The sequence below is a fragment of the Enterobacter cloacae complex sp. 385G4 genome, assembly GCF_057320665.1.
Genome location: NZ_JBXWDD010000001.1, coordinates 1,492,363 through 1,515,581, shown reverse-complemented (window position 1 = coordinate 1,515,581; position 23,219 = coordinate 1,492,363). Strand labels below are relative to the sequence as shown.

At 55.8% G+C, this 23,219-nt stretch carries 15 protein-coding genes; 9 read left to right on the top strand and 6 right to left on the bottom strand.

The genetic code is table 11. The annotated features are described in order from the left end of the window. Nucleotides 1-238 precede the first annotated feature (238 nt). Both glpT and glpQ read left to right on the top strand, forming a co-directional pair. Nucleotides 239-1,591 carry a glycerol-3-phosphate transporter gene (glpT, locus tag AC2FAJ_RS07350; RefSeq protein ID WP_021241541.1) on the top strand — a complete coding sequence of 451 codons (1,353 nt, stop codon included), beginning with the start codon at nt 239-241 and terminating at the stop codon, nt 1,589-1,591. Nucleotides 1,592-1,602: 11 nt separating this feature from the next. Beyond that, on the top strand, nt 1,603-2,655 hold the full coding sequence (gene glpQ, locus AC2FAJ_RS07345) for a glycerophosphodiester phosphodiesterase (RefSeq protein WP_041908960.1): 1,053 nt from the start codon (nt 1,603-1,605) through the stop codon (nt 2,653-2,655). A 24-nt stretch (nt 2,656-2,679) separates the two neighbouring features. On the opposite strand, the gene yfaE is transcribed toward glpQ, so the two are convergent. From yfaE to ubiG, 4 genes are all read right to left on the bottom strand, one after another. Next, nucleotides 2,680-2,934, bottom strand: coding sequence for a class I ribonucleotide reductase maintenance protein YfaE (yfaE, locus tag AC2FAJ_RS07340; RefSeq protein ID WP_010433414.1), 255 nt, complete (start codon nt 2,932-2,934; stop codon nt 2,680-2,682). Further along, on the bottom strand, nt 2,934-4,064 hold the full coding sequence (gene nrdB / locus AC2FAJ_RS07335) for a class Ia ribonucleoside-diphosphate reductase subunit beta (RefSeq protein ID WP_041908962.1): 1,131 nt from the start codon (nt 4,062-4,064) through the stop codon (nt 2,934-2,936). Before nrdB ends, yfaE begins: the two co-directional genes overlap by 1 nt. Nucleotides 4,065-4,113: 49 nt before the next feature. Continuing rightward, complete coding sequence (gene nrdA, locus AC2FAJ_RS07330; RefSeq protein WP_028013905.1) at nt 4,114-6,399, bottom strand: class 1a ribonucleoside-diphosphate reductase subunit alpha; 2,286 nt, start codon at nt 6,397-6,399, stop codon at nt 4,114-4,116. Between the two features lie 347 nt (nt 6,400-6,746). Continuing rightward, entirely contained in the window at nt 6,747-7,475 is a 729-nt protein-coding gene (ubiG, locus tag AC2FAJ_RS07325) for a bifunctional 2-polyprenyl-6-hydroxyphenol methylase/3-demethylubiquinol 3-O-methyltransferase UbiG (protein ID WP_020690665.1), read from the bottom strand. 146 nt (nt 7,476-7,621) lie between these two features. Here ubiG and gyrA point away from each other — a divergent pair, with 146 nt between their 5' ends. Together gyrA and rcsC are read left to right on the top strand one after the other, a co-directional pair. Continuing rightward, a complete protein-coding gene (gyrA, locus tag AC2FAJ_RS07320) occupies nt 7,622-10,258 on the top strand; it encodes a DNA topoisomerase (ATP-hydrolyzing) subunit A (RefSeq protein WP_028013903.1) in 2,637 nt (878 codons plus the stop codon). 134 nt (nt 10,259-10,392) lie between these two features. Further along, nucleotides 10,393-13,239: a two-component system sensor histidine kinase RcsC gene (gene rcsC, locus AC2FAJ_RS07315; RefSeq protein ID WP_047367976.1), complete on the top strand. Its 2,847-nt coding sequence runs from the start codon at nt 10,393-10,395 to the stop codon at nt 13,237-13,239. Between the two features lie 88 nt (nt 13,240-13,327). Here the strand turns inward: rcsC and rcsB are convergent, their stop codons facing one another. Both rcsB and rcsD read right to left on the bottom strand, forming a co-directional pair. Beyond that, on the bottom strand, nt 13,328-13,978 hold the full coding sequence (rcsB, locus tag AC2FAJ_RS07310; RefSeq protein ID WP_006176468.1) for a response regulator transcription factor RcsB: 651 nt from the start codon (nt 13,976-13,978) through the stop codon (nt 13,328-13,330). A gap of 16 nt (nt 13,979-13,994) precedes the next feature. Next, nucleotides 13,995-16,667: a phosphotransferase RcsD gene (gene rcsD / locus AC2FAJ_RS07305; RefSeq protein WP_485453962.1), complete on the bottom strand. Its 2,673-nt coding sequence runs from the start codon at nt 16,665-16,667 to the stop codon at nt 13,995-13,997. Between the two features lie 743 nt (nt 16,668-17,410). On the opposite strand from rcsD, the gene AC2FAJ_RS07300 reads away from it, so the two are divergent. From AC2FAJ_RS07300 to AC2FAJ_RS07280, 5 genes are all read left to right on the top strand, one after another. After that, complete coding sequence (locus AC2FAJ_RS07300; RefSeq protein WP_041908969.1) at nt 17,411-18,526, top strand: porin OmpC; 1,116 nt, start codon at nt 17,411-17,413, stop codon at nt 18,524-18,526. 114 nt (nt 18,527-18,640) lie between these two features. Beyond that, the gene (gene apbE, locus AC2FAJ_RS07295; protein ID WP_041908971.1) at nt 18,641-19,696 is read left to right on the top strand and encodes an FAD:protein FMN transferase ApbE; all 1,056 of its coding nucleotides are present in this window, start codon (nt 18,641-18,643) and stop codon (nt 19,694-19,696) included. 72 nt (nt 19,697-19,768) lie between these two features. Then, nucleotides 19,769-20,827 carry a bifunctional DNA-binding transcriptional regulator/O6-methylguanine-DNA methyltransferase Ada gene (gene ada, locus AC2FAJ_RS07290; RefSeq protein WP_485453994.1) on the top strand — a complete coding sequence of 353 codons (1,059 nt, stop codon included), beginning with the start codon at nt 19,769-19,771 and terminating at the stop codon, nt 20,825-20,827. Then, nucleotides 20,827-21,483: a DNA oxidative demethylase AlkB gene (gene alkB / locus AC2FAJ_RS07285; RefSeq protein WP_047363054.1), complete on the top strand. Its 657-nt coding sequence runs from the start codon at nt 20,827-20,829 to the stop codon at nt 21,481-21,483. Before ada ends, alkB begins: the two co-directional genes overlap by 1 nt. 69 nt (nt 21,484-21,552) lie before the next feature. Beyond that, entirely contained in the window at nt 21,553-23,196 is a 1,644-nt protein-coding gene (locus tag AC2FAJ_RS07280; RefSeq protein ID WP_041911987.1) for a multidrug ABC transporter permease/ATP-binding protein, read from the top strand. Nucleotides 23,197-23,219 lie beyond the last annotated feature (23 nt).

Here is a 23,219-nt window from a genome sequence, read left to right as displayed (position 1 = left end):
ATGTTCGTTTTTTAGCATTTAGCCACATAGATTGTGTGGTTTGTTTGATTTCGAACATAAACGCGCGAAATTCGAAACTGAAACGTGATTTCATGCGCTTTTTTGCGCATTCTGTCATATTTCTGTAACAATCTGTGCGTTGATTCACAGTAACAAACCGCATGTTTTTTTAACATCCCCGCCTCTGTAACCAGGCGCGAGATGCCTGGTCATTTTTTGAAAGGCCACGGAGGCTGTTATGCTCAGTATCTTCAAACCTGCGCCGCATCGGGCGCGACTGCCAGAGGCAGAGATCGATCCTCTCTACCGCCGTCTGCGTTGGCAAATCTTCCTCGGGATCTTCTTCGGGTATGCGGCGTACTATCTTGTACGTAAAAACTTTGCGCTCGCCATGCCGTATCTGGTGGAGCAGGGCTTCTCCCGCGGCGATCTGGGGTTCGCGCTGTCGGGGATCTCCATCGCCTACGGTTTTTCCAAATTCATCATGGGTTCCGTGTCGGATCGCTCGAATCCGCGCGTATTCCTGCCTGCCGGTCTGATCCTGGCGGCAGCGGTGATGCTGTTTATGGGCTTTGTGCCGTGGGCAACCTCCAGCATTGCCATCATGTTCGTGCTGCTGTTTCTCTGCGGCTGGTTCCAGGGCATGGGGTGGCCGCCGTGCGGACGCACCATGGTGCATTGGTGGTCACAGAAAGAGCGCGGCGGCATCGTGTCGGTGTGGAACTGCGCCCATAACGTGGGCGGCGGTATTCCGCCGCTGCTGTTCCTGCTGGGGATGGCCTGGTTCAACGACTGGCACGCGGCGCTCTACATGCCTGCCTTTGGTGCCATTCTGGTGGCGATTATTGCCTTCGCCCTGATGCGCGATACGCCGCAGTCCTGCGGCCTGCCGCCGATTGAAGAGTACAAAAACGACTATCCGGATGATTACAGCGAGAAGCACGAAGAAGAGCTGACCGCGAAGCAAATCTTCATGAAGTACGTGCTGCCGAACAAGCTGCTGTGGTACATCGCGGTCGCCAACGTGTTCGTTTATCTCCTGCGCTACGGCATTCTGGACTGGTCCCCGACCTACCTGAAAGAGGTGAAGCACTTCGCGCTGGATAAATCCTCCTGGGCGTACTTCCTGTATGAATACGCCGGTATCCCGGGCACCCTGATTTGCGGCTGGATGTCGGACAAGGTGTTTAAGGGCAACCGCGGTGCGACGGGCGTCTTCTTTATGACCCTGGTGACTATCGCGACGGTAGTGTACTGGCTCAACCCGCCGGGAAATCCGGGTGTGGATATGGCCTGTATGATCGTCATCGGCTTCCTGATTTACGGTCCGGTGATGCTGATCGGTTTGCACGCCCTGGAGCTGGCGCCGAAGAAAGCGGCGGGAACGGCGGCGGGCTTTACCGGCCTGTTTGGCTACCTCGGCGGTTCGGTCGCGGCGAGCGCCATCGTGGGCTATACCGTTGACTTCTTCGGCTGGGACGGCGGCTTTATGGTGATGATCGGCGGCAGCGTGCTGGCGGTTCTGCTGCTGGTTGTTGTGATGATCGGCGAGAAACGTCACCACGCGGAAGTGCTGGCGCGTCGTCAATAAGGAGCATTGCGATGAAATTAACTCCATTAACCACCGGCCTGCTGCTGGCAGGCCTGATGACAGGCTCTGCCCTGGCGGCGGATAAAATCGTTATCGCCCACCGCGGTGCCAGCGGCTATCTGCCGGAGCATACGCTGCCGGCGAAAGCGATGGCCTATGCCCAGGGCGCGGATTACCTGGAGCAGGATCTGGTGATGACGAAGGACGACCAGCTGGTGGTCCTGCATGACCACTATCTTGACCGCGTCACGGACGTGGCGGAGCGTTTCCCGGACCGCGCGCGCAAAGACGGTCGTTACTACGCCATCGACTTTACCCTGGATGAAATTCGCTCTCTGAAGTTTACCGAAGGCTTTGAGATTGAAAACGGCAAGAAGGTGCAGGTCTACCCGGGACGCTTCCCGATGGGCAAATCTGACTTCCGGATCCATACCTTCCAGGAAGAGATTGAGTTTGTTCAGGGGCTGAACCACTCCACCGGGAAAAACATCGGTATCTACCCGGAAATCAAAGCGCCGTGGTTCCACCATCAGGAAGGGAAGGACATTGCCGCGAAGACGCTGGAGGTGCTGAAACAGTACGGCTACACCAGCAAGAAGGACAAAGTTTACCTGCAGTGTTTTGACGCCGCCGAGTTGAAGCGCATCAAAACCGAGCTGGAGCCGAAGATGGGGATGGATCTCAATCTGGTGCAGCTGATTGCCTACACCGACTGGAATGAAACCCAGGAGAAACAGCCGGACGGGAAGTGGGTGAACTACAGCTACGACTGGATGTTCAAGCCGGGCGCGATGAAGCAGATTGCGCAGTACGCTGACGGCATCGGGCCGGATTATCACATGCTGGTGGCGGAAGGCTCAACGCCTGGCCACGTGAAGCTGACGGCGATGGTGAAAGAGGCGCACGCCAGCAAGATGCAGGTGCATCCGTACACGGTGCGTGCCGACCAGCTGCCGCCATATGCCACCGATGTGAATCAGCTTTACGAGGTGTTGTATAAGCAGGCGGACGTGGACGGGCTGTTTACGGATTTCCCGGATAAAGCGGTGACGTTCTTAAAATAGAAAAAAGGGCCGTAAGGCCCTTTTTTACATCTCGATCTCAATATCGCCTTTTGCCCGGCAGCAGCAGGGCAAAATTTCCCCTTCACTGATAAAGGCCAGCGGTTCGGTCAGCCAGTCCACCTGGCCTGCGACCAGACGGCAGCGGCAGGAGCCGCAATAGCCTTCACGACACTGGTACTCTACCTCCACCTGATGCGCTTCAAGCGCCACCAGCAGGGAAGGGTGCTCTTCCTGGCACAGCACTTCGGTGCCAGAAAGGCTCAGCGTTACGCGCGTCATCAGAGCTGGAAGTCGCTCAGGTCGTCGGTGTTGACTTCAGAATCAATCTGACCGACCAGATAAGAGCTCACTTCCACTTCCTGCGGCGCAACCTGCACGTTATCGGATACCAGCCAGGTATTGATCCACGGAATCGGGTTAGAGCGCGTCTGGAACGGCAGGTCCAGACCAACCGCCTGCATGCGGATGTTGGTGATGTACTCGACGTACTGGCACAGAATATCTTTGTTCAGGCCAATCATGGAGCCGTCGCGGAACAGGTAGTCTGCCCACTCTTTCTCCTGCTGAGCCGCCAGCACGAACAGGTCGTAGCACTCCTGCTTGCACTCTTCAGCGATTTCCGCCATCTCCGGGTCGTCAGTACCGCTGCGCAGCAGGTTCAGCATGTGCTGGGTGCCGGTCAGGTGCAGGGCTTCGTCACGAGCGATCAGACGGATGATTTTGGCGTTGCCTTCCATCAGCTTGCGCTCGGCAAAGGCGAAGGAGCAGGCGAAGCTCACGTAGAAGCGGATCGCTTCCAGGGCGTTAACGCTCATCAGGCAGAGGTACAGCTGCTTTTTCAGCGCGCGCAGGTTCACGGTAACGGTTTTGCCGTTCACGCTGTGGGTGCCTTCGCCCAGCAGATGCCAGTAGCTGGTCATCTCGATCAGCTCGTCGTAGTAGTGCGCAATGCCTTCCGCGCGCTTCTGGATCTGCTCGTTAGTGACGATATCGTCAAACACCACCGCCGGATCGTTCACGATGTTGCGGATGATGTGGGTATAAGAGCGGGAGTGGATCGTCTCGGAGAACGCCCAGGTTTCCACCCAGGTTTCCAGCTCAGGAATCGAGATCAGCGGCAACAGCGCCACGTTCGGGCTACGGCCCTGAATGGAGTCCAGCAGCGTCTGGTACTTCAGATTGCTGATGAAGATATGCTTTTCGTGATCCGGCAGCGACTGGTAATCAATACGGTCGCGGGAAACGTCCACTTCTTCCGGACGCCAGAAGAAGGAGAGTTGCTTTTCAATCAGCTTTTCGAAGATGTCATATTTTTGCTGATCGTAGCGTGCCACGTTGACCGGCTGGCCGAAGAACATTGGCTCTTTGAGCTGGTCGTTTTTCGTCTGTGAAAAGGTGGTATATGCCATGAGTGTGTCCTGTCTTACGAAATAAAGGCGGGGATATCCCCGCCCTTCATTAGATCTTACATGCGCCGCTTTCGCAGCCATCGTCCTGAATTGACGGTACCAGGTCGTCCTGCGCGTCTTCTGCACCGTCACGGGTGTTGTGATAGTACAGCGTTTTCACGCCAAATTTGTAGGCGGTCAGCAGGTCTTTCAACAGCTGCTGCATCGGTACCTTGCCGGACGGGAAGCGCGTCGGGTCGTAGTTAGTATTGGCAGAGATCGACTGGTCGATAAACTTCTGCATGATACCCACCAGCTGCAGGTAACCGTCGTTGTTTGGCATCTCCCACAGCAGCTCGTAGTTGTTGCCCAGCGTTTCGTAATCCGGCACCACCTGACGCAGCACGCCGTCTTTCGACGCTTTAATGCTGACGTGGCCGCGCGGTGGCTCAATACCGTTGGTGGCGTTGGAGATCTGCGAAGAGGTCTCGGACGGCATCAGGGCAGAGAGCGTGGAGTTACGCAGGCCGTGCGTTTTGATGGACTCGCGCAGGCCTTCCCAGTCCAGGTGCAGCGGCTCGCTGACGATCGCATCCAGGTCTTTCTTATAGGTGTCGATCGGCAGAATGCCTTTTGCATAGGTGGTTTCGTTGAACCACGGGCACGCGCCTTGCTCTTTCGCCAGCTCGTTAGAGGCTTTCATCAGGTAGTACTGAATCGCTTCGAACGTCTGGTGCGTCAGGTTGTTAGCGCTGCCGTCGGAGTAACGCTTGCCGTTTTTCGCCAGCCAGTAGGCGAAGTTGATCACGCCGATACCCAGGGTACGACGGCCCATTGCGCCGCGTTTAGCGGCCGGGATTGGGTAATCCTGGTAGTCCAGCAGGGCATCCAGCGCACGTACCGCCAGCACGGCCAGCTCTTCCAGCTCGTCCAGGCTCTTAATCGCACCCAGGTTGAACGCGGAGAGCGTACACAGGGCGATTTCGCCGTTTTCGTCGTTCACGTCTTCCAGCGGTTTGGTTGGCAGGGCGATCTCCAGGCACAGGTTAGACTGGCGCACTGGCGCAACCGCCGGATCAAACGGGCTGTGGGTGTTGCAGTGGTCAACGTTCTGGATGTAGATACGGCCGGTAGAGGCGCGCTCCTGCATCATCAGGGAGAACAGGTCTACCGCCTTCAGGCGCTGTTTACGGATGCTGTCGTCTTTTTCATATTTGGTGTACAGACGCTCGAACTCGTCCTGATCGGCGAAGAACGCGTCGTACAGGCCCGGGACGTCGGACGGGCTGAACAGGGTGATGTCTTCCCCTTTCAGCAGACGGGTGTACATCAGCTTGTTGATCTGCACGCCGTAGTCCATGTGACGCACGCGGTTGCCTTCCACGCCGCGGTTGTTTTTCAGTACCAGCAGGCTTTCCACTTCCAGGTGCCACATTGGGTAGAACAGGGTCGCTGCGCCGCCGCGCACGCCGCCCTGAGAGCAGGATTTTACCGCCGTCTGGAAGTGCTTGTAGAACGGGATACAGCCGGTGTGGAACGCTTCACCGCCGCGAATCGGGCTGCCCAGCGCGCGGATGCGACCGGCGTTGATGCCGATACCGGCACGCTGGGAGACGTATTTCACGATGGCGCTGGAGGTGGCGTTGATGGAATCCAGGCTGTCACCACACTCGATCAGTACGCAGGAGCTGAACTGACGGGTAGGGGTGCGCACGCCAGACATGATCGGCGTTGGCAGAGAAATTTTGAACGTCGATACCGCATCGTAGAAACGCTTCACGTAGTCCAGACGGGTGTCGCGCGGGTAGTTTGAGAACAGGCAGGCGGCCACCAGAATGTAGAGGAACTGGGCGCTTTCGTAGATTTCACCGGTTACACGGTTCTGAACCAGGTATTTGCCTTCGAGCTGCTTCACCGCCGCGTAGGAGAAGTTCATGTCGCGCCAGTGATCGATAAACCCGTTCATCTGCTCGAACTCTTCTTCCGTATAGTCTTCCAGCAGATGCGTGTCGTATTTGCCCAGCTCAACCATTTTCACCACGTGATCGTAAAGCTTTGGCGGCTCGAACTGGCCGTAGGCTTTCTTACGCAGGTGGAAAATCGCCAGACGCGCAGCGAGGTACTGATAATCCGGTGCGTCGCGGGAGATCAGATCCGCCGCTGCTTTGATAATGGTTTCGTGGATATCAGACGTTTTGATGCCGTCGTAGAACTGAATGTGAGAACGCAGTTCAACCTGGGATATAGATACGTTATTCAGTCCTTCTGCTGCCCAGTCGAGAACTCGATGGATTTTGTCCAGATTGATACGCTCGGTAGTACCGTCGCGCTTTGTCACCAGCAGACTCTGATTCATGTGGGTTTTACCTGTCCGTGAAATAAAAAATATCCCCCGCTTATCCACAGATCCGTCTTGTGACTAACTCTGTGGATAAATACTACATATAGGGGGTTTGCGATAAGAAAAACGCTATATGGTGAGTATTCTAGTATCGAATCTTTTCAGCACAAGGGTTGATTTTGAGGTTAAATTGAGGTTGTGAAAGGGTAAAAAAGCGTAAGTCCTCGTACCGTAAGGCCTGGAAGAGATGTCAATAATTTAGAAAAAAAATTCAAAATTTGATCGAGTGCTGATTTCTTCAACGGGAGGTCAGAATTGCGCAACATGATGTCGCGCAATCATTATAAGAATAATGGATGACGTTAGTCGTTTTTGGCGGTTGTATGCAACATATAGTTAACATCCACGCCCGGGGCAAGTTTGAATTTATCCGTTAGCGGGTTGTAGTGCAGGCCCGTGATGTGCTGCTCCTTAAGCCACGTCTGGTCAACCCAGCCCAGCAGTTCGGCAGGCTTGATAAACTTCTTCACGTCGTGCGTCCCTTTCGGCACCATGCGCAGCACATATTCTGCGCCGACCACGGCCATCAGCCAGGCTTTTCCGTTGCGGTTGATTGTCGAGAAGAAGACCTGGCCGCCCGGCTTCACCAGTTTTGCACAGGCGTTTACCACGGACTGCGGATCCGGAACGTGCTCCAGCATCTCCATGCAGGTCACCACATCGTACTGGTGGGCATGTTTTGCCGCGTGCTCTTCCACGGTTTCCTGCACATATTCCACCTGTATACCGGACTCCAGCGCATGAAGACGGGCAACCTGTAGAGGCTCGAAGCCCATGTCCAGGCCGGTGACGGTGGCCCCTTCGCGCGCCATGCTCTCCGCCAGGATGCCGCCGCCGCAGCCGACGTCGAGCACTTTCTTACCGAACAGACCGCCGGAACGCTCCGCGATATAGCCCAGACGCAGCGGGTTAATGCGATGCAGCGGTTTGAACTCACCTTCGAGATCCCACCAGCGGGACGCCACCGCTTCAAATTTGGCAATCTCTTCGTGGTCAACGTTGTGTGCCACCGGGGATTTTTCGGCATTCATGGGCGCTTTTACTCCTTATTTAGCAAGACAAATGAGTATATCAGGCAATCCCTGTGAATAAAGCGTATAGGTTTACCTGTATCACCGCGGCTGTGTTATAATTTGCGACCTTTGAATCCGGGATACAGTAGAGGGATAGCGGTTAGATGAGCGACCTTGCGAGAGAAATTACACCGGTTAACATCGAGGAAGAGCTGAAAAGCTCCTATCTGGACTATGCGATGTCGGTCATTGTTGGCCGTGCGCTGCCGGACGTCCGCGATGGCCTGAAGCCGGTACACCGTCGCGTACTATACGCCATGAACGTATTGGGCAATGACTGGAATAAAGCCTACAAAAAATCTGCCCGTGTCGTTGGTGACGTAATCGGTAAATACCATCCCCATGGTGATTCCGCGGTGTACGACACCATTGTCCGTATGGCGCAGCCGTTCTCGCTGCGTTACATGCTGGTAGATGGTCAGGGTAACTTTGGTTCTATCGACGGCGACTCCGCCGCGGCAATGCGTTATACGGAAATCCGTCTGGCGAAGATTGCCCATGAGCTGATGGCCGACCTGGAAAAAGAGACGGTTGATTTCGTTGATAACTACGACGGCACGGAAAAAATTCCTGACGTTATGCCAACGAAGATCCCTAACCTGCTGGTGAACGGCTCGTCCGGTATCGCCGTGGGTATGGCGACCAACATTCCGCCGCACAACATCACGGAAGTGATCAACGGCTGCCTGGCCTATATCGACGATGAAGACATCAGCATTGAAGGGCTGATGGAACATATCCCGGGCCCGGACTTCCCGACGGCGGCGATCATCAACGGTCGTCGCGGCATTGAAGAAGCGTACCGCACCGGTCGCGGCAAGATTTACATCCGTGCCCGCGCCGAAGTGGAAGCGGACGCCAAAACCGGCCGTGAAACTATCATTGTTCACGAGATCCCGTATCAGGTGAACAAAGCGCGTCTGATTGAAAAAATCGCCGAGCTGGTAAAAGAGAAACGCGTTGAAGGCATCAGCGCGCTGCGTGACGAGTCTGACAAAGACGGTATGCGCATCGTGATTGAAATCAAGCGTGACGCGGTGGGTGAGGTTGTGCTGAACAACCTGTACTCCCAGACTCAGCTTCAGGTCTCCTTCGGTATCAACATGGTTGCGCTGCACCATGGTCAGCCGAAGATCATGAACCTGAAAGAGATCCTGAGCGCGTTCGTGCGTCACCGCCGCGAAGTGGTGACCCGTCGTACCATCTTCGAACTGCGCAAAGCGCGCGATCGCGCTCATATCCTTGAAGCACTGGCGGTTGCGCTGGCGAACATCGACCCGATCATCGAGCTGATCCGCCGTGCGCCGACGCCGGCAGAAGCGAAAGCGTCGCTGGTTGCGCGTCCGTGGGATCTGGGCAACGTGGCGGCGATGCTGGAACGTGCGGGCGACGACGCCGCGCGTCCTGAGTGGCTCGAGCCTGAATTCGGCGTGCGTGACGGTCAGTACTACCTGACTGAACAGCAGGCCCAGGCGATTCTGGATCTGCGCCTGCAGAAGCTGACCGGCCTTGAGCATGAAAAACTGCTCGACGAATACAAAGAGCTGCTGGAGCAAATTGCTGAGCTGCTGCACATCCTGGGTAGCGCCGAGCGCCTGATGGAAGTGATCCGCGAAGAGCTTGAGCTGGTCCGCGATCAGTTCGGCGACGAGCGTCGTACCGAAATCACGGCCAACAGCTCTGATATCAACATTGAAGATCTGATCAACCGCGAAGACGTGGTAGTGACCCTGTCTCACCAGGGCTACGTGAAGTATCAGCCGTTGACCGACTACGAAGCACAGCGTCGTGGCGGTAAAGGTAAATCTGCGGCACGTATTAAAGAAGAAGACTTCATTGACCGTCTGCTGGTGGCTAACACCCACGATACGATCCTCTGCTTCTCCAGCCGTGGCCGTCTGTACTGGATGAAGGTCTATCAGCTGCCGGAAGCGAGCCGTGGCGCGCGTGGACGTCCAATCGTCAACCTGCTGCCGCTGGAAGCGAACGAACGTATCACCGCCATCCTGCCGGTACGCGAGTACGAAGAGGGCGTGAACGTCTTTATGGCGACCGCCAGCGGTACCGTGAAGAAAACCGCGCTGACCGAGTTCAGCCGTCCGCGTTCTGCCGGTATTATTGCGGTAAACCTGAACGAAGGCGACGAGCTGATCGGTGTGGATCTGACCTCTGGTTCTGATGAAGTGATGCTGTTCTCTGCGGCCGGTAAAGTGGTGCGCTTCAAAGAGAACGCCGTGCGCGCAATGGGTCGTACGGCGACCGGCGTGCGCGGTATCAAGCTGGCGGGTGAAGACTCCGTTGTTTCCCTGATCGTTCCACGTGGCGAAGGCGCAATCCTGACCGTCACCCAGAACGGCTACGGTAAACGTACGGCGGAAAGCGAATACCCGACCAAGTCACGCGGCACGCAGGGCGTTATCTCCATCAAGGTCACCGAGCGCAACGGTTCTGTTGTGGGCGCGGTGCAGGTGGACGATGCCGACCAGATCATGATGATCACCGATGCCGGTACGCTGGTGCGTACGCGCGTATCCGAGATCAGCGTGGTGGGCCGTAACACCCAGGGCGTTATCCTCATCCGTACGGCGGAAGATGAAAACGTGGTCGGTCTGCAACGCGTTGCTGAGCCGGTGGACGACGAAGAGCTCGATTCCATCGACGGCAGCGTCGCGGAAGGTGATGATGAAATCGCACCGGAAGCAGAGAGCGACGACGACGCAGCGGATGACGCTGACGAGTAATCTCTTCTGACGCATAAAGGGCCGGATTCCGGCCCTTTTCTTTTGCAGATGCAGATACGTGAACGTTGCGACAAGCCGCGTTTACCGCTACCTTAACCACATTCTTTTGACCCCGACGGCGGAGCCTCGCCCCTTTGAAATACCTCGTCTCCTTTCGTACCACGCTGAAAGTTTCTCGCTATCTGTTCCGGGCGCTGGCGCTCCTGCTTTGGCTGCTGGTGGCCTTGCTGTCGGTGTTTTACATCGTCAATGCGCTGAACCAGAAAGAAGCGGAGATCCGCCAGGAGTTTAATTTAAGCTCCGATCAGGCCCAGCGCTACATTCAGCGAACGTCTGACGTGATGAAGGAGCTGAAGTATATTGCCGAAAATCGGCTGACGGCAGAAAACGGTATCCTTGCCCTGCGCGGGCGCAATGACAAAACCGAAGTACCGGACTTCCAGCCGCTGTTCCCGGACTCGGATTGCTCCACCATGAGCAGCACCTGGCGCGGGTCGCTGGAATCCCTCGCCTGGTTTATGCGCTACTGGCGCGACAACTTCTCCGCCGCTTACGATCTCAACCGCGTATTCCTGATTGGCAGTGAAAACCTCTGCATGGCTGACTTTGGCCTGCGCGATGTGCCCGTCGAGCGTGATGATGCGCTGAAAAGCCTGCACGAGCGTATTGTGAAATATCGCAATGCGCCGCAGGACGAGCGCGGGAACAACATTTTCTGGATTAGCCAGGGGCCGCGCATGGGCGTGGGCTATTTCTACGCGCTGACGCCGGTCTACCTGGGTAATCGTCTGCAGGCGCTGCTGGGGATTGAACAGACCATCCGCATGGAAAACTTCTTCACGCCGGGCAGCCTGCCGATGGGCGTGACCATTCTGGATGAAAACGGGCATCAGCTGATCTCACTCGCCGGGCCGGATAAAAGTTTGAACGTCGATCCGCACTGGATGCAGGAACGCTCATGGTTTGGCTACACCTCCGGCTTCCGCGAGCTGGTGCTGAAAAAAAGCCTGCCGCCATCGTCGCTGAGCATTGTTTACTCGCTGCCGGTGGATATGGTCCTTGAGCGGATACGCATTCTTATTATGAATGCGATCCTGCTGAACCTGCTGGTGGGCGGGGCGCTGTTTACGCTGGCGCGCATGTATGAGCGGAGAATCTTTATTCCCGCCGAAAGTGACGCCCAGCGTCTGGAGGAGCACGAGCAGTTCAACCGCAAAATTGTCGCCTCGGCTCCGGTGGGGATCTGCATTCTTCGTACCCAGGACGGGACCAACATCCTGAGTAACGAGCTGGCGCACAACTACCTGAACATGCTGACGCACGAGGACCGGCAAAGGCTGACGCAAATCATCTGCGGCCAGCAGGTGAACTTTGTCGACGTGCTCACCAGCACCCACACTAACCTGCAGATCAGCTTTGTTCATTCCCGCTATCGCAATGAAAACGTAGCGATTTGCGTGCTGGTGGATGTCTCCGCGCGCGTGAAGATGGAAGAGTCGCTGCAGGAGATGGCGCAGGCCGCGGAGCAGGCCAGCCAGTCGAAATCCATGTTCCTGGCTACCGTCAGTCACGAGCTGCGTACGCCGCTGTACGGGATTATCGGTAACCTCGATCTGCTGCAGACGAAGGAATTGCCAAAAGGCGTCGACCGGCTGGTAACGGCGATGAACAACTCCTCCAGCCTGCTGCTGAAGATCATCAGCGATATTCTCGACTTCTCTAAAATTGAGTCTGAGCAGCTGAAAATCGAGCCGCGCGAGTTTTCGCCGCGTGAGGTCATGAACCACATCAGCGCCAACTATCTGCCGCTGGTGGTGCGTAAACAGCTGGGGCTCTACTGCTTCATTGAACCGGACGTGCCGCTGACGCTGCACGGCGACCCGATGCGCCTGCAGCAGGTCATCTCTAACCTGCTCAGCAATGCCATCAAATTCACCGATATCGGCTGCATTGTGCTACACGTCTGCCGGGCGGGAGATTACCTCAGCATCCGCGTGCGCGACACGGGGGTGGGCATACCGGCCAAGGAGGTGGTACGTCTGTTCGATCCGTTCTTCCAGGTCGGCACCGGCGTGCAGCGTAACTTCCAGGGCACCGGTCTGGGGCTGGCGATTTGCGAGAAGCTCGTCAGCATGATGGACGGCGACATTTCCGTGGATACCGAGCCCGGCATGGGCAGCCAGTTCACCATCCGGATACCGCTCTATTCCGCGCAGTATCCGGCAAAAGCCACGGTTGACGGGCTGAACGATAAGCGCTGCTGGCTGGCGGTCAATAATGCCTCGCTGAATGACTATCTGACGGCGCTGCTCGCCCATAGCGGCGTGAGGGTCTGCCGCTATGAAGGCCAGACGCCGGACGTGGACGATGTGCTCATCGCCGACGAGATGCCGGAACAGCCGTGGCAGGGGAGAGGAACGGTGCTCTTCTGCCGTCGCCACATTGGCATACCGGTTGAACGTGCGCCGGGGGAATGGGTGCACAGCGTCGCAACGCCGCATGAGCTGTTGAGCCTGCTGGCCCGTATCTATAAAGTCGAGCTGGAAGAGAACGACGGTGCAGTCGCGCTGCCGTCACCGGAAGGTCTGGCGTCAGTGAATGACGATATGATGATTCTGGTGGTGGATGACCATCCGATTAACCGCCGCCTGCTGGCTGACCAGCTCGGATCGCTGGGCTACCAGTGCAAAACTGCCAATGACGGCGTGGATGCGCTGAATGTGCTGAGTAAAAATCATATTGATATCGTGCTGAGCGACGTCAACATGCCTAACATGGACGGCTACCGGCTGACGCAGCGCATCCGACAGCTTGGCCTGACGCTGCCTGTCGTGGGCGTAACGGCGAACGCGCTGGCGGAAGAGAAACAGCGCTGTCTGGAGTCGGGCATGGACAGCTGCCTGTCGAAACCGGTGACGCTGGACGTGCTCAAACAAACGCTGTCTGTTTATGCGGATCGCGTGAGAAAAACCAGAATATAAAAAAGGCCCGTAAGGGCCTTTTACTTTTCACCCTCTCCCTGTGGGAGAGGGGCGGGGTGAGGGCATCAGGCCGCACACCCGCCTGGGATCAATCCTTATCCGATGCGCTCAGCGTAACGGAGGAGAGATAGTTCAGCAGGGCAATATCGTTGTCCACGCCCAGCTTCATCATTGCTGATTTTTTCTGGCTGCTGATGGTTTTAATGCTGCGGTTCAGCTTCTTGGCAATCTCGGTCACCAGGAAACCTTCGGCGAACAGGCGCAGAACTTCGCTCTCTTTCGGCGACAGGCGTTTGTCACCGTAGCCACCCGCGCTGATTTTTTCCAGCAGACGAGAGACGCTCTCAGGCGTGAACTTCTTGCCTTTCTGCAGCGCAGCCAGCGCTTTTGGCAGATCGGTCGGGGCGCCTTGCTTCAACACAATCCCTTCGATGTCCAGATCCAGCACGGCGCTCAGGATCGCCGGGTTGTTGTTCATGGTCAGAACAATAATCGAGATGTCCGGGAAGTGACGTTTAATATATTTGATGAGCGTGATCCCATCACCGTATTTGTCTCCAGGCATAGAGAGATCGGTAATGAGCACGTGCGCATCAAGCTTTGGGAGGTTATTGATCAGTGCTGTAGAGTCTTCAAATTCACCGACTACATTCACCCACTCGATCTGTTCAAGTGATTTGCGAATACCGAACAGTACAATCGGATGGTCATCGGCAATAATTACGTTCATATTGTTCATGTATAAGGCTACCTTGCTACAGCAAGCTTTTGACGTAGGCGTCAATGTCGCTGATGTATTTTTCAATGCCAGAGGCATCTTTCTCACGAATTAGATGTTCCAGCGTTTCACATAACTGCTTGCCGGGAACCAGATTAAGCATGGCAAACACCCCTTTAAGCCGGTGTGCTGTCTGTGCCAGCGCTGCAAAATCATTCGCAGCGGACTCAGTATACAACCGCTTCACATCATCTGGTACTGTATCAACAAAGAGGGAATAGTATCCGCTGGCGTGAAGCTCGGCATTTTCATTACCGCCTAACGGGGATTCCGTTATCTCTTCCTGCGCCAGCTGCTCTTCTATTAGTTGTAGTACAGCTTCCTGCATCGCATTGCTTATATTAAAGTTGACGCGCAGCTGGCCAGGGCCGATTTTCCGCACGCGTGACTCATCATCGCTTAAAAGCAAGCCCGAGGCAGTAAGATTAGACGGATTATCAGTTAAAAACAGATCAAATTCTTGACTTGCCAGCCTTTCATCCGGCGTGATGCAGGCCGCGCCCCAGTTTTCGAGCTGACGAACCACAATATTGCGGATCTCGTTTGAGGTCACATCCACCATCACCACGACGTCATCCAGCAGGCGTTCTTCATCTTCTTCCTGTGGATTGGCGGCCATTTTCACGTGCAGAGAGTAACGCGTACCCAGTGATTCACGGGCCTTGATATTCAGATGACCGCCGAGCTTACGTGCCAGCTGATCGCACAGCCAGAAGGTCAGGGCGTTAGCCTTGCCGTAATGATCGCTTTGCGTGTCATTCAGGAACGGGAAGTGCAGATTATCAATTTCACTCGCCGTCACGCCTTCCCCGGTGTCCAGAATGCGGAACGTCAGGCGATCTTCCGCCGACTCGTCGGTGCTCACTTCAAGGGTGATCTTGCCAATCTGCGTGGTGGTCACGGCGTACTGAATAATCATCAGCAGAATACGACGCAGCGCCTCGCGGTCGCCGTGACGTTCGTCATTGGCGGGTAAATGGTTGTTGATTAGCAGCTGCAGCCCTTTGCGCTTAATTACGGGCAGGACTTCGGGAACCACTTCATCGATCAGATCCTGAATGGAGAAGAGAGAAGGGGTGCCTTTCCAGAAATCATTCTCCAGCATGTTTGCCAGCTGGATCTCATCCACCATGCGGACCAGCGAGTCGGCCTGGCAGGCGAGCTGGTGGCTTTCAGACGTGTTTAACGCTGCCGCCTGGGTCGCCAGCGTTTTTAACGGCTGCTTGAAGGCATCGCCAATATTCTGCATGAATGCCGCGCGCCCCTGCTGGTTCTTCTCATACAGCCTTTGCGCCTGCTTGAGCTTTTTATTCACCAGCACTTCGCGATCCTGATCGCGAATGATGAAGATTTGCGTACGCGGTGCCACCTGGCTGCGGAACTGACGGATCTCGTAAAGTTCATTATTAATCGTGGCCTGAATAACCCCCTGGTGCTGATCCGCCATAGTGGTGATGTTCTGCAGATTAAGGTGCGGCAGCAGATGATCAGCAATTTTATTGCTCATCACCGTGCGATTCGCTTCCTGATCGTGAACTAACACCCCTAGCGGCAGCACGGAGACAATCTCTTCATTGAGCGCGCGCAATACGCGCAGCTCGTTGGTATTGCCCGCGGAGACCGCAGACGCGTCGCTCTGGCGTCCCGGCTGGAAGCGGAAGGTGCTGTAGCCAAACAGGGCCAGCGCCAGCAGACCAATATTCAGCAGCAGCGGCAGCAGAATATTTTGCAGGGTATCAAGCAGCAGCGTGCCGAACGGTACCTGCCACACCAGACGCATGCCGGTTGAGTTCAGCGACGAGGCAATTTCAATTTTCGAGCCGTTAAAGGAGATGGTGACGCTCTCTGCGGCCTCTTTGTCGGACGCCGCACGCATGTTCTGGGCGCTGCTGTCAGGCTCCAGACGGAAGCTGTCGAGCGGCATATCCGGCGGGATCAAATCATTAATGGGTAAATCGAAGGCCACGACCGTCGCCAGATGACCCGGCTGGTTAAAGGTGGTACGCAGGGTAAAATAGTGACCATTCTGCCAGGCCAATCGGCGCAGCGATGAGAAGCTCTCACGTTCATCAAGGGCATTGGCCTGCTGCAGCATTTCTGCCCGGCGGGAGTCGACAATGCTGCCGACCGTCGTCTCTTTAAATCCGGAAGAGAGATCTTTCAACGGCAGCGTCGAGATCAGGATCATGCTGTTGTCCTGACCGTTCAGATAGTACATCGACCACGGCACCGTTTCGGCGCCCCAGAGGGTATCCAGGTAGGTCGAAATACGCTGCGTCATCTCAAGGGTCGCGCTGTCGTGAGAGCCAAAGATAAGCGCTTCAGTCTTACGCTGCGGTTTTTCGAGATAGTAGACATCCTGCTTAAGCCGCGTCTCCTGAAGCCCATCTCCGGATGAGCTGGCAGGCGCTGCCGCAATGTTGTCGTAAATCTGCCAGGTGGCGTAGCGCCAGGTATCAATACGCTTGTGTACGGCGTGGGTAATATCCACCACCTGATAGCTCTTATCCTTCAGCCAGGCGTTAACCGCGCTCTGCACCATCACGCCCATTGTGACTAACAGCACCACGATCAAAAGAAGAAAGAAACGGGTGATGCTCCCGGGCAGAAGGGAGAATTTGCTTTGGGCGGTAGTTTCAGTCTGACTCATTGATATCTTTAACCCGTGATGGTCGTGCTCTGTGGCGATAGGGCAGTATAAAGGGTAATAACTGAATTTCCAGCGCCACTGTCCTTGAACAAGCGACTTTTTCGATGGCCCATGCGAGAGAGAAAGGACGTCTTAAATGTGTACAAGAACATAATGTATGTACAAATAAAAAATGCATTTCGTCAGAAAATAGCACGAATTAACAAGAAATTAAGTTTTGAGCGAATTTTCCCATTATGCACAGGGGCGAGCGTGAATTTAGTTAATAGTTGTTACAATTACGCGGCGGTAGCACAAAAAAGGAAAAGTTACGTAAAGAAGGGTAAAAAAAAACCGAATGCGATGCATCCGGTTGAATTAGGGATAAACAGACATTCAAAGCTGAATGACGGTAATAAATAAAGTTAATGATGATAGCGAGAGTTATTTTAGAGACTGGAGTCGATCTTGTTTTGTCATTCAGTGCGGTAACGTTTTTTATTTTAACTCTTTGATATGTATTGGGTCATTTTTCGTTTTGATTATAAGTGCTAAATTTCTAAGCTTTTTGTGCTTTGTAAAAGTTCCTTTTCATTTACATTTTGAAACATGTTGATGGATAAATGAAACATCTTCAAAGTTTTCGTATCATATTCGCATTGGATTATTCTGTAATTTTGCGGAGAATGAATTTGCCGACTGGTTAATGAGGGTTAACCAGTAAGCAGTGGCAATTATAAGGCATATAACAGAGGGTTAATAAAATGAAAGTTAAAGTACTGTCCCTCCTGGTACCAGCACTGCTGGTAGCAGGCGCAGCAAATGCGGCCGAAATTTATAATAAAGATGGCAACAAATTAGATCTGTACGGCAAAGTTGATGGTCTGCACTATTTCTCTGACGACAAGAGTGCTGACGGCGACCAGACCTACATGCGTCTTGGCTTCAAAGGCGAAACTCAGGTTAACGATCAACTGACCGGTTACGGCCAGTGGGAATACCAGATCCAGGGCAACACGACTGAAAGCGATAACCAGTCCTGGACACGTGTGGCGTTTGCTGGTCTGAAATTCGCTGAAGCGGGCTCTTTCGATTACGGTCGTAACTACGGCGTGATCTACGACGTAACTTCCTGGACTGACGTTCTGCCAGAATTTGGCGGCGATACCTACGGCTCAGACAACTTCCTGCAGTCTCGTGCTAACGGCGTGGCGACCTATCGTAACCAGGACTTCTTTGGTCTGGTGGATGGCCTGAACTTTGCGCTGCAGTATCAGGGTAAAAACGGTAGCGTAAGCGGCGAAAACGACACTGGTCGTAGCACCCTGAAACAGAACGGCGACGGCTACGGCGCGTCCCTGACCTATAACCTGGGTGAAGGCTTCAGCATCGGTGGTGCAATGTCTTCTTCCAAACGTACCGCTGACCAGAACAACACCGCTAACCCGGCGCTGAAAGGCGAAGGCGATCGCGCTGAAGTATATTCTGGTGGTCTGAAATACGACGCCAACAATATCTACCTGGCGGCACAATACTCACAGACCTACAACGCAACGCGTTTCGGCAACTCTCAGAGCAGCAGCGACATTTACGGTTTTGCTAACAAAGCGCAGAACTTCGAAGTGGTTGCTCAGTACCAATTCGACTTCGGCCTGCGTCCATCCGTGGCTTACCTGCAGTCCAAAGGTAAAGACATCGAAGGTTACGGCGATCAGGATCTGCTGAAATATGTTGATGTGGGTGCGACTTACTACTTCAACAAAAACATGTCCACCTACGTGGATTACAAAATCAACCTGGTTGATGAAAATGAGTTCACCCGTCAGGCCGGTATCGGCACTGATGATATCGTCGCGCTGGGTCTGGTTTACCAGTTCTAATCGCGTCATCGTGTGACTAAGGGGCCTGAAGGCCCCTTTTTTGTGCTTTTTTTTGGCCTCACAACGCAACCGTTTTGGTGTACTCTTGCCGCCCTGGCATGAGGATAATAATGAATGGACATGACTTTTTTACGCGCCAGCTTTCTGGCTATGCTTTTTTTCCTGACCGCGTGTGACGATTCCGCGCCCGTGGCGAAAACCGATGCACCCGCCGCGACGGTGCTCGAAGGCAAAACGATGGGCACCTTCTGGCGCGTCAGCGTGATGGGCCTGGATAAAACGCGCGCTGATGAACTTCGCGGTAAAATCCAGTCTCAGCTGGACGCCGACGACCAGCTGCTCTCAACCTATAAAAATGACTCGGCGCTGATGCGCTTCAATCTTTCCACCAGTACCTCCCTGTGGCCGGTGAGCGAAGCGATGGCCGATATCGTCACCGAATCAATGCGCGTGGGATATAAAACCAACGGCGCGATGGATGTCACCGTCGGGCCTCTGGTCAATCTCTGGGGATTTGGCCCGAACAAACAGCCGGATACCACACCCGATCAGGCGGCCATTGATGATGCCCGCGCCCGGACAGGGCTAAAGCATCTGACGGTGATCAACCAGTACGGCCAGCAGTATCTGCAGAAAGACATCCCCGATCTGTTTGTCGATCTGTCGACGGTAGGTGAAGGTTACGCGGCGGATCACCTTGCCGCGCTGATGACGCAGGAAGGGATATCGCGCTACCTGGTCTCCGTGGGGGGCGCGTTAGTCAGCCGGGGCATGAACGCCAGCGGTAAACCGTGGCGCGTGGCGATTCAAAAACCGACCGATCGCCAAAACGCCGTACAGGCCATTGTCGATATTAACGGGCACGGCATCAGCACTTCCGGGAGCTACCGTAACTATTACGAGCTCGACGGGAAGCGTATTTCGCACGTGATCGATCCGCTGACAGGACGTCCCATCACGCATAACCTGGTCTCGGTGACCGTGATTGCCCCCACTGCGCTGGAAGCCGACGCCTGGGATACCGGATTAATGGTTCTCGGCCCGGAAAAAGCCAAAGAGGTGGTTCGTCAGGAAGGGCTGGCGGTTTATATGATCACTAAAGAGGACGACGGGTTCAAAACCTGGAGCTCGCCGCAGTTCAACAGCTTCCTGGTGAGCGACAAAAATTAAAAAGCAAGGTTGCGGGTTTTTTATCACTGGCACTCGGGCACGCTAAAGGTATGCTTGTAAGAGGAGCTGATGATGAAAAATCCAACCTATATGAATGATGAGGATCGCTGGCAGGCCGTTCTGGCTCGCGATCCGCGCGCTGACGATCGGTTTGTCTTTGCCGTGCAGACGACGGGGATTTTCTGCCGCCCGTCATGCCGCGCCCGTCACGCGCTGCGTAAAAACGTCTGCTTTTATCCCGATGTCCAGCATGCCGTTCAGGCAGGGTTTCGCCCGTGCAAGCGCTGCATGCCGGACAAACGCGATCCGAATCAGCAAAAGCTGGCGAAAGTGGAGCACGCCTGTCGCCTTCTGGAGCAGGATCTCGCGCTGACGCTTGAAGGCCTGGCGCAGCAGGTCGCCATGAGTCCTTTCCATTTCCACCGGCTGTTTAAGTCCGTCACCGGGATGACGCCAAAAGCCTGGCAGCAGGCGGCGCGGGGGCAGCGTCTGCGCGCGGCGCTTGCGCAGGGAAACAAAATTACCGATGCCGTGCTGGCGGCAGGGTTTCCCGACAGCAGCAGCTATTACCGCAAAGCCAACGATGCGCTGGGGATGACGGCGAAGCAGTACCGCAAAGGCGAGGTAGCGGTGCGTTACGCCATCGGCGACTGTTCGCTGGGACGCTGCCTGGTTGCGGAAAGCGAGCGGGGAATTTGCGCGATACTGCTGGGCGACAACGATACCAAACTGGCAGAAGAATTTGCGACGCTGTTTCCAAACGCGGAGCATGCCCCGCAGGAAGATGCCTTTGCCCAGCGTATCAGCCAGGTCATTGCCAGTATTGATAACCACGCGGTGCCGCTGGCGCTGCCGCTGGATATACGCGGCACCGCGTTCCAGCAGCGGGTCTGGCAGGCCCTTCGTGACATCCCCTGCGGGGAAACGGCCAGCTATCAGCAGGTGGCGAAGGCAATTGGTCAGCCCAACGCGGTGCGTGCCGTCGCCGGTGCCTGTGCGGCAAACAGGCTGGCGATTGTGATCCCCTGTCACCGCGTGGTCCGCAACGACGGCTCGTTGTCGGGCTATCGCTGGGGGGCGGCGCGAAAAGCGCTATTACTGAAACGTGAGGCGAAACGCCGGGAGGGATAATGCTCGATCTTTTTGCGGATGCTGAACCGTGGCAGGAGCCGCTTGCGCCCGGGGCAGTGATCCTGCGCCGCTTTGCACTCTCCCGTGCGGCGGCATTGCTTGCCGGTATTGAAGAGGTCACGGCGGTTTCACCGTTTCGCCATATGGTGACGCCGGGCGGCTACACCATGTCGGTGGCCATGGCCAACTGCGGCGAACTGGGGTGGGCGACGAACGAACGGGGGTATGTGTATGCCCCGAACGATCCCACGACCGGCCGGCCGTGGCCTCCCATGCCTGCGGTGTTTCAGGCGCTTTGTCACGAGGCTGCCGTTGCAGCAGATTACCCTGACTTCCGGCCGGATGCCTGCCTGATTAACCGCTACGCCATCGGTGCGAAGCTCTCGCTGCATCAGGACAAAGATGAGCCCGATCTGCGCGCGCCCATCGTCTCGGTATCGTTGGGTCTGCCCGCCGTCTTCCAGTTTGGCGGATTGCGCCGCAACGATCCGCTCAGGCGCATTATGCTGGAGCACGGCGACGTGGTGGTGTGGGGCAGGGAGTCACGGCTGTACTATCACGGCATTCAGCCCCTGAAGCCCGGGGTTCATCCCCTCACTGGCGAGTACCGCTATAATCTGACTTTCCGTCAGGCGGGTTTGAGCAAACAAAAATAAGAATTATTCTTGATGTCCGCTCAGGGCAGTTTACACTGCTGGCTGATTTTTATTGTCCGGATTGCCTGCATGCAACTACTTCTTCTTGTCTGGCGTCAGTACCGCTGGCCCTTCATTGCCGTAATGGCCTTAAGCCTTGCCAGCGCGGCGCTGGGTATTGGCCTGATCGCGTTTATAAACGTGCGGCTGATCGAAATGGTCGATACCTCACTCTCGGTTCTGCCGGAGTTTCTCGGCCTGCTGCTGCTGTTGATGGCGGTTACGCTCGGCTCTCAGCTGGCGCTGACCGCGCTCGGCCACCATTTCGTTTTCCGCCTGCGCAGCGAGTTCATCAAGCGGATCCTCGACACGCAGGTTGAGCGCGTGGAGCAGCTCGGCAGCGCCTCCCTGCTGGCGGGGCTGACCAGCGACGTGCGCGCGATTACCATCGCGTTTGTCCGCCTGCCGGAGCTGGTGCAGGGGATCATCCTGACCTTTGGCTCGGCGGCCTATCTCGCCTGGCTTTCGACCAAAATGCTGGCGGTGACCGCGGTGTGGATTGCCATCACCATCTGGGGCGGTTTCGTGCTGGTGTCGCGCGTCTATAAACACATGGCGGTCCTGCGCGAAACGGAAGATAAGCTCTATAACGATTACCAGACGGTGCTGGAAGGGCGCAAAGAACTGACCCTCAACCGCGAGCGTGCCGAGCATATCTTCAATAACCTCTATATCCCGGACGCGCGCGAATACCGGCACCACATTATTCGCGCCGATACCTTCCACCTGAGCGCGGTGAACTGGTCCAACATTATGATGCTGGGCGCCATTGGCCTGGTATTCTGGATGGCGAACAGCCTGGGCTGGGCGGACACCAACGTGGCGGCGACCTACTCGCTGACCCTGCTGTTCCTGCGTACGCCGCTGCTCTCGGCCGTCGGCGCATTGCCCACCTTGCTAAGCGCGCAGGTGGCGTTTAACAAGCTTAAGAAGTTCGATCTGGCGCCATTTAAGGCTGAATTCCCGCGCCCGCAGGCCTTCCCGAACTGGCAGACCCTGGAGCTGCGCGACGTGACGTTTCGCTATCAGGACAACGCCTTCTCCGTGGGACCGGTCAACCTGACGATTCACCGCGGCGAACTGCTGTTCCTCATCGGCGGCAACGGTAGCGGAAAATCCACGCTGGCGATGTTGCTCACCGGACTTTACCAGCCGCAGTCGGGCGAGATCCTGCTGGACGGTAAGGCGCTGAGCGCGGAGAAACCCGAGGATTACCGCAAGCTTTTCTCAGCGGTATTCACCGATGTCTGGCTGTTTGACCAGCTGCTGGGGCCGGAAGGGCAGCAGGCCAATCCGGCGCTGGTTGAGAAATGGCTTGCGCAGCTGCAGATGTCGCACAAGCTGGAGCTCCAGGACGGCAAAATCCTGAACCTCAAGCTCTCTAAGGGGCAGAAAAAGCGCGTGGCGCTGCTGCTGGCGCTGGCGGAAGAGCGTGACATCATCCTGCTGGATGAATGGGCGGCGGATCAGGACCCGCACTTCCGCCGCGAGTTTTATCAGGTGCTGCTGCCGCTGATGCAGGAGATGGGCAAGACCATTTTCGCCATCAGCCACGACGATCATTACTTCATTCACGCCGACCGTCTGCTGGAGATGCGCGACGGCAGGCTGAGCGAGCTGACCGGCGACGAGCGCGATGCGGCGTCGCGTGACGCGGTGGCGCGCACGGCCTGATGTCCTCACCCTAACCCTCTCCC